Origin of the sequence: Streptomyces boluensis (genome assembly GCF_009908195.1) — a bacterium.
GTDB classification, from domain to species: domain Bacteria; phylum Actinomycetota; class Actinomycetes; order Streptomycetales; family Streptomycetaceae; genus Streptomyces; species Streptomyces boluensis.
In genome coordinates, this window is record NZ_JAAAHS010000346.1 from 1 (window position 1) to 8287 (window position 8287).

Sequence of the window (8287 nt, forward strand, 5' to 3'; positions counted from 1 at the left end):
GATCCCGCACCACCGCATCCGCCAACAACCGCCCCCGCAGGGTAAGTACGGCTCGCCCCCCGCCATAGGGACCGGATTCCAGCAGCCCCTCCTCCAGCGCCCGGCGCGAAGCCGCGAGTCCCGCCGTACGCAACAGCGAAAGCGGCACCCCCTCGCGCAAGCGGAGCTCAAGAAGAACCCGCTCCACCCGCCGGTCCTCCTCGGAGAGCAGCTCCCGCCCGGCCCCGGGCGACCTCCCCGCGACCAGCGCCTGCGCATACGCCCCGGGATGCTTGACGTTCCACCACCGGACCCCGCCGACGTGGGAGTGCGCGCCGGGGCCCGCGCCCCACCAGTCGGCGCCCCGCCAGTACAGCTCGTTGTGCAGGCAGCGGGCGGCGTCCGTGGTCGACCAGTTGGACACCTCGTACCAGTCGTATCCGGCCGCCGCGAGCAGCTCGTCGGCGATGAGATAGCGGTCGGCGTGCACGTCGTCGTCGGTCATCGGGACCTCGCCGCGGCGGATGCGGCGGGCCAGCTGGGTGCCCTCCTCGACGATCAGGGCGTACGCCGAGATGTGGTCGGGGCCCGCGCCGAGCACCGCTTCGAGTGAGGCCCGCCAGTCGTCGTCGGACTCGCCCGGTGTGCCGTAGATCAGGTCGAGGTTCACATGCGCGAAGCCCGCCGCGCGTGCCTCGGCGACGCAGGCCTCGGGGCGGCCGGGGGTGTGCGTGCGGTCGAGGATCTTCAGGACGTGCTGCCGGGCGCTCTGCATACCGAACGAGATCCGGTTGAAGCCGCCGCCGCGCAGCTCCTCCAGATAGGCCGGGTCGACCGACTCGGGGTTGGCCTCCGTGGTGATCTCGGCGTCCGGCGCGAACCCGAACTCCGCGCGCACCGCGCCCAGGACCCGCACCAGGTCGGCCGCGGGCAGCAGCGTCGGAGTGCCGCCGCCGACGAAGAGGGTGCGCACCGCGCGCGGGTCGTCGCCGAGGACCTTGCGGGCGAGCCGGATCTCCTCGATCAGGTGGTCCGCGTAGTTGTCCCGCGAGGCCAGGGCACCTTCGGGGCCGCGCAGCTCGCTCGCGGTGTAGGTGTTGAAGTCGCAGTACCCGCAGCGGGTGGCGCAGTACGGGACGTGCAGATAGAACCCGAGGGGGCGGGCTGCCGCGTCGGCCAGGGCGTGCGCGGGCAGCGCCCCGTCGAAGGGCACGGGTTCACCATCGGGAAGTACGGAGGGCATGCACCCCATTGTCCCGTACCGAACGGCATAACCCGTCGGCCCTCTGCCACGGGCAGAACAACCAACGCGAGAGCCGTCCCGGAACTCGGCACGGAAGCCGCCCCGGAAAGCCGACCCGTACCCCAGCCGGGAGCCTCAGTCCGCCTGCAGCACAAGCAGCGCCAGATCGTCGTCGGGCGGAACCTCCGAGAACGCGTCGACGAGGTGCCGGATGCGTTCGGCGACCTGGTCGGCGGCCAGGCCCGTGCAGGTGGCGAGGGCGGCCGCGAGCCCGTCGCCGTCGTCGAACTGGCGCGGGCCGTCGCGCCGCTCGGTGACGCCGTCGGTGACGCAGAGCAGGGTCTCGCCCTTGCCGAGCAAGAAGGTTTCGCTGGCGTACTCCACGTCGTCCAGGATGCCGAGGATCACCTGCGGCTCGGCCACCGCGCGCACCCCGCCCTCGGGGTCGAGGACAAGCGGCAGCGGGTGGCCCGCGCAGGCCACGGTGCAGAGCACGCCGTCGTCGGAGGGGACCAGCTCGCCGTAGAGGACGGAGAGGAAGCGGGCGGGCGAGCTGTCCTCCGGTGAACCGCTCACGACCGTCGGGGCGACGGGCCTGCCGGTGATGCCCGGCAGGCCCGCGGCGGCGACGGCACGGGCGGCGGCCTCGGCGGCCTGCATCCCGTCGTCGAGGAGGGCCTGATTGAGGCGGGTGAGGACGTCGCCGACCCGGTACCCCTCACGCGCGAGCAGCCGCAGCCAGGGCCGGGCGAGGCCGGTGACGACGGCCGCCTCCGGTCCGTTGCCGCAGACGTCGCCGAGGGCGAAGCACCAGCGGCCGTCGCCCGCGGGGAACACGTCGTAGAAGTCACCGCCCGCGAGGCCCTTGTCGCGGGGCTCGTACACGAGGGCGGTGCGGAGTCCCGGAACCTGGGCGACGGAGCTGGGCAGCAGACCGCGCTGCAGGACGCGGCTGATGGTGGCCTGCCGGGAGTACTGCCGCGCGGCGCCGATCGCGAGGGCCACCCGGCGGCTGAAGTCCTCCAGGAGACCGGTGACTTCGTCGGGGAAGCGCCGCAGCCCGGCCCGCCCGACGAGCAGCGTGCCGAGCGCCCGGCCGCCGACGACGAGGCGGTGCGCGAGCGCGGTACCGGTCGTGCCGCCGAGCCCTTCGGCGGGCCACGGCGCGGGCACGGCGCCCGAACGCGGCGGCCCCTGGTGGCGCGGCGGGTCCTTCTCCAGGGTGCGGTGCAGCTCCTCGATGCGGTTCTCGCTGCTGTGCCAGACGCGGGCCAGGCGCGGTACGTCGGCGGGGCCCGCGGTGCGCCGGTCGCCCTCGTCGTCGAGCCAGACCGCGCACCAGTCGGCGAGCCGGGGCACGAGGAGCTGTCCGGCGAGGGCGGCGACCATGTCCTCGTCGAGCTGTCCGGCGAGCAGGTCGGACGCCTCGGCCAGGAAGGAGAGGGTGCCGCGGTTGCCCCACTCCCCGCCGTGGTCGCCCGGCGCGGGCGCGAGCTCGGCGACCCGCAGCCGGCGCTCGGCGGCCTGCTCGCCCGCGTACACCTCCAGCTCGCGGGACACATCGACGCCGTCCACGGGCAGCCGGGCCCAGACGGTCTTGCTGCCGGTGCGGTACGTGATGCCCCACGACTCCGAGAGCCCGGCGACGAGTTGGAGGCCGCGGCCGTACTCGGCGGTGGAGGCGGGCGGTGCGGCGCTGTCGCCCTGTACGGGGCGGGCCGGGTGGTGGTCGGTGACCTCCAGGAGCAGCGAGGTGCCTTCGCCCTCGGCGCTCTCCTCCGCGTATTCCAGGCGGCAGAGCAGTTCCACGTCGGTGCCCGCGTGCACCACCGCGTTGGTGACGAGTTCGCTGACCAGGACCACGGCGTCGTCGGCGAGGCGGTCGGTGATGCCCTCGGCGGCGGGTCGGCCCTGCTCCGTCCACTCGGCGAGCGCGCCACGCACACAGCGCCGGGCGGCGCGGGCGGCCAGCGAGTCGCCGGACAGGGTGACCCGCACGCAGGCCCGCACGTCCCGGCCGGTGGACGGGACGTGCGGACGCGACGGGCGAGAATCCCGTGTATCGGTCTCCCGCTGCATTGGAATGGACCCCACGTTTGCAGCTCCTGAGCAGTTCGGGCTGACGCCTCAGGCGACCCGGACAGAGTGACAGACCGGACCCGCGCATAAGCACCGAGTTACCGAAGTGGGCCACCCTGAACGAAAACCGGCCCACGCCCGCGCCCGGAACGGTCACTTTCGAACGGAGGATTTCCCTCCGCTCACGGCGAGCGCGGGGGCACATGACAACGGGCGCGGCCACCGGAGGTCATCCGGCGGCCGCGCCCGTAGGTCTCAGGAGTACCCGAGCCTCACTTCTCCATGGCGCCCGCGTACATGTCGTCGATCAGACCCTTGTACTCGCGCTCCACGACCGGCCGCTTCAGCTTCAGGCTGGGCGTCAGCTCACCGTGCTCGACATCGAGGTCGCGCGGCAGCAGCCGGAACTTCTTGATGGTCTGCCAGCGCTGCAGGCCCTGGTTGAGCTCCCGCACATAGCCGTCGATGAGCGCGACGGTCCGCTTGTCGGCCACCACTTCGGCGTACGACTTCCCGCCGAACCCCTGCTCCTCGGCCCAGCTGAGCACGGACGGCTCGTCGAGGGCGATCAGGGCGGTGCAGAAGTTCCGGTCGGCGCCGTGCACCAGGATGTTGGAGACGTACGGGCAGACCGCCTTGAACTGGCCCTCGACCTCGGCGGGCGCGATGTACTTGCCGCCGGAGGTCTTGATCAGGTCCTTCTTGCGGTCGGTGATCCGCAGGTAGCCGTCGGGGGACAGCTCGCCGATGTCGCCGGTGTGGAACCAGCCGTCGGACTCCAGGACCTCGGTGGTCTTCTCGGGAAGGCCGTGGTAGCCCTCCATGATGCCGGGGCCGCGCAGCAGGATCTCGCCGTCGTCCGCGATCCGCACCTCGGTGCCGGGCAGCGGCTTGCCGACGGTTCCGGTGCGGTACGCCTCGCCCGGGTTCACGAAGGACGCGGCCGAGGACTCGGTGAGGCCGTAGCCCTCCAGGATGTGGATGCCGGCGCCCGCGAAGAAGTAGCCGATCTCGGGCGCGAGCGCCGCCGAACCGGACACGCAGGCCCGCAGTCGACCGCCGAAGGCCTCCCGCAGCTTCCCGTAGACCAGCTTGTCGGCGAGGGCGTGCTTGGCGGACAGCGGGAAGGGCGCCGAGGCGTTCCCGGTCCTGCGGAAGTTGTCCTGGGTGACCTTCGCGTACTCGCGGGCCACCCCGGCCGCCCACTGGAAGATCTTGTACTTGGCGCCGCCACCGGCACGCGCCTTGCCCACGACCCCGTTGTAGACCTTCTCGAAGATCCGCGGCACGGCGGCCATGTACGTCGGCTGCACGACCGGCAGGTTCTCGATGATCTTGTCGACCCGGCCGTCGACGGCCGTGACGTGCCCGACCTCGATCTGACCGCTGGTCAGCACCTTGCCGAAGACATGCGCGAGCGGCAGCCACAGGTACTGCACGTCGTCGGCGCCGACGAGCCCGGTCGCGGCGATGGCCTTCGCCATGTACGACCAGTTGTCGTGCGGCAGCCGCACGCCCTTGGGCCTGCCCGTGGTGCCGGAGGTGTAGATGATCGTGGCGAGCTGGTCCTTGGTGATCGCGGCGATCCGCTCCTTGACCGCCGCCGGGTTCTTCTCCAGGTACGCGGCGCCGCGCGCCTCCAGATCGGCGAGCGAGAGCACCCAGTCGTCGCCCTCGTCGTCACCGGTGGCGAGGCCGTGGTCGCCGTCGATCAGGACGACGTACTTGAGGTCCGGCAGCTCCGCGCGCCGCTCCCGCGCCTTGGCGAGCTGCGCCTCGTTCTCCGCGATCAGCACCTTGCTGCCGGAGTCGGAGAGGATGAACGCGGACTCCTCGGCGTTGGTCGACGAGTAGACCGTGGTCGTGGCCGCGCCGGCGCAGAGGATGCCGAGGTCGGCGAGGATCCACTCGACCCGGGTGTCGGCGGCGAGCGCCACCCGCTCCTCGGGCTCGATCCCGAGGTCCATCAGCCCGGCCGCGATCGAGAAGACCCGCTCGGCCGCCTGACCCCAGCTCAGCGACTTCCAGTCGTCGGGGCCCGAGCCTGCGGCCGGTGGCACCGGATAGCGATACGCCTCGGCATCCGGGGTGGCGGCAACGCGCTCCAGGAAGAGGCCCGCCACGGAGGGCGGACGGTTCTCGATCAGTGTCTGTGTGTCGCTCACGACATCCTCCGGGGCCCGCGACAGTGCGTACGACTGTTGGCGAAGGGGGCGATTGTCTGAGAAGGGGGGATTGATGTGCTGTTGTTTAACTAGCGAGTAACCTTCGAGCAGTGATCAGAGTAAGGCGCCCACCCCCTTCGCGTAAGGGGCTACGACCTTTCACTTTCAACGGACCGCGCACACTCCGTCCCGAGCACGGCACCCGGACATGACGAGGGCCCGCCGCGCTACTGCACGACGGGCCCACACCGTGTGGCTACTTCCTCTGGCTACTTCTTCTTCGCGGATCCCTCGTCGCTGGAGAGCACCGCGATGAAGGCCTCCTGCGGCACCTCGACGGAGCCGACCATCTTCATCCGCTTCTTGCCTTCCTTCTGCTTCTCGAGCAGCTTCCGCTTACGGGAGATGTCGCCGCCGTAGCACTTGGCGAGGACGTCCTTGCGGATGGCGCGGATGGTCTCGCGAGCGATCACGCGGGAGCCGATGGCCGCCTGCACGGGAATCTCGAAGGCCTGGCGCGGGATGAGCTCGCGCAGCTTGGCGACGAGCCGCACGCCGTACGCGTACGCCGCGTCCTTGTGCGTGACGGCCGAGAAGGCGTCGACCTTGTCGCCGTGCAGCAGGATGTCGACCTTGACGAGCTGCGCGGACTGCTCACCGGTGGGCTCGTAGTCCAGGGACGCGTAACCCCGCGTCTTGGACTTCAGCTGGTCGAAGAAGTCGAAGACGATCTCCGCGAGCGGCAGCGTGTACCGGATCTCGACGCGGTCCTCGGAGAGGTAGTCCATGCCGAGCAGCACACCGCGGCGGTTCTGGCAGAGCTCCATGATCGAGCCGATGAACTCGCTGGGCGCGAGCACCGTGGCCCGTACGACCGGCTCGAAGACCTTGTCGATCTTGCCCTCGGGGAACTCGCTCGGGTTCGTGACCTGGTGCTCGGTGCCGTCCTCCATGATCACGCGGTAGACCACGTTGGGGGCGGTGGCGATCAGGTCGAGCCCGAACTCGCGCTCGAGGCGCTCCCGGATCACGTCGAGGTGGAGCAGCCCCAGGAAGCCGACGCGGAAGCCGAAGCCGAGCGCGGCCGAGGTCTCCGGCTCGTAGACGAGCGCGGCGTCGTTGAGCTGCAGCTTGTCCAGCGCCTCGCGCAGGTCGGGGTACTCCGAGCCGTCCAGCGGATAGAGCCCCGAGAAGACCATCGGCTTCGGGTCCTTGTAACCGCCGAGCGCCTCGGTGGCGCCCTTGTTCAGGGAGGTGATCGTGTCACCGACCTTGGACTGCCGGACGTCCTTCACGCCGGTGATGATGTAGCCCACCTCACCGACGCCGATGCCGTCGGCCGGAGTCATCTCGGGCGACGAGACACCGATCTCCAGGAGCTCGTGCGTTGCGCCCGTGGACATCATCCGGATCCGCTCACGCTTGTTGAGCTTTCCGTCGACCACCCTGACGTACGTGACGACGCCGCGGTACGAGTCGTAGACCGAGTCGAAGATCATCGCGCGGGCGGGGGCGTCCTGGACGCCGACCGGCGCCGGAACCTCGTTCACGACCCGGTCGAGCAGCGCCTCGACGCCGAGACCGGTCTTCGCGGACACCTTCAGTACGTCGTCGGGCTCACAGCCGACCAGGTTCGCCAGCTCCTCGGCGAACTTCTCCGGCTGGGCGGCCGGCAGGTCGATCTTGTTCAGCACCGGGACGATCCGGAGGTCGTTCTCCATCGCCAGGTACAGGTTGGCGAGGGTCTGGGCCTCGATGCCCTGGGCGGCGTCGACGAGCAGGATCGTCCCCTCGCACGCGGCGAGCGAGCGCGAGACCTCATAGGTGAAGTCCACGTGGCCCGGGGTGTCGATCATGTTGAGGATGTGGGTCTTGCCCTGCCCCTCACCCTCGGTGGGTGCCCAGGGCAGCCTGACCGCCTGGGACTTGATGGTGATGCCGCGCTCACGCTCGATATCCATACGGTCGAGGTACTGAGCGCGCATCTGGCGCTGCTCGACCACACCGGTCAGCTGGAGCATGCGGTCGGCGAGCGTGGACTTGCCGTGGTCGATGTGCGCGATGATGCAGAAATTGCGGATCAGCGCCGGGTCGGTACGGCTCGGCTCGGGCACATTCGTAGGGGTCGCGGGCACGCAGGGTCCTGATTCTTGAGACGTCGGCAGCGCTCTGCAGCCTCGGGTCGGATCATTACGCAGCCTCCATCGTCCCATGCGCGACGAGGAAGGCTCGGTTTGGGCCGCCGGGAGGGGCGCTGGTAGCCTGGTCAGCTGTGTCTCGCGTGCCCTCTCAGCGTACGAGGCACATCCTCGGTCCCCCGGACCTTCCCGCCTGAGGGCGGGCTGCCGCCGGGTGGCTGCCGTTAAGAATCATCGAACCTGAAAAGGCTCTTTCGTGGCGAACATCAAGTCCCAGATCAAGCGGAACAAGACGAACGAGAAGGCGCGCCTGCGTAACAAGGCCGTCAAGTCCTCGCTCAAGACCGCGATCCGCAAGGCCCGTGAGGCGACCGCCGCGGGCGACGTCGAGAAGGCCACCACGGCCCTCCGCGACGCCAACCGCAAGCTGGACAAGGCCGTCTCCAAGGGCGTCATCCACAAGAACCAGGCCGCCAACAAGAAGTCGGCGCTTGCTTCCAAGGTTGCCGGCCTCAAGGGCTGAACCCACTTGATTTGATCGCCGGACGGACCCGAGCGGGCCCTCTCATCCGCTCCCGCCCGGCACCCCCGGATCCGCACGCGGCCTGCGTTCGCCACGCGGGTGCGGATCCACCCAGCACAAACCTGGACCTCGTCCTCTGCTCCTTTTCTGGGGCGGGGGG

General features: G+C 70.2%; 5 protein-coding genes. 1 reads left to right on the plus strand and 4 read right to left on the minus strand.

All coding sequences use genetic code 11. The features are described 5' to 3' along the window. From hemW to lepA, 4 genes are all read right to left on the minus strand, one after another. A partial coding sequence (gene hemW, locus GUY60_RS30175; RefSeq protein ID WP_187370164.1) for a radical SAM family heme chaperone HemW occupies positions 1 to 1222 on the minus strand: 1222 nt, incomplete at its 3' end. 135 nt (positions 1223 to 1357) lie between these two features. Beyond that, on the minus strand, positions 1358 to 3316 hold the full coding sequence (locus GUY60_RS30180; protein ID WP_312866482.1) for a SpoIIE family protein phosphatase: 1959 nt from the start codon (positions 3314 to 3316) through the stop codon (positions 1358 to 1360). Between the two features lie 257 nt (positions 3317 to 3573). Continuing rightward, the gene (locus GUY60_RS30185; RefSeq protein ID WP_161703519.1) at positions 3574 to 5466 is read right to left on the minus strand and encodes an AMP-dependent synthetase/ligase; all 1893 of its coding nucleotides are present in this window, start codon (positions 5464 to 5466) and stop codon (positions 3574 to 3576) included. Positions 5467 to 5735: 269 nt separating this feature from the next. Next, positions 5736 to 7601, minus strand: a complete 1866-nt coding sequence (lepA, locus tag GUY60_RS30190; protein ID WP_161703521.1) for a translation elongation factor 4 — start codon at positions 7599 to 7601, stop codon at positions 5736 to 5738. 259 nt (positions 7602 to 7860) lie between these two features. Here lepA and rpsT point away from each other — a divergent pair, with 259 nt between their 5' ends. Then, the gene (rpsT, locus tag GUY60_RS30195; RefSeq protein ID WP_161703523.1) at positions 7861 to 8127 is read left to right on the plus strand and encodes a 30S ribosomal protein S20; all 267 of its coding nucleotides are present in this window, start codon (positions 7861 to 7863) and stop codon (positions 8125 to 8127) included. The last annotated feature ends 160 nt before the right edge of the window (positions 8128 to 8287 follow it).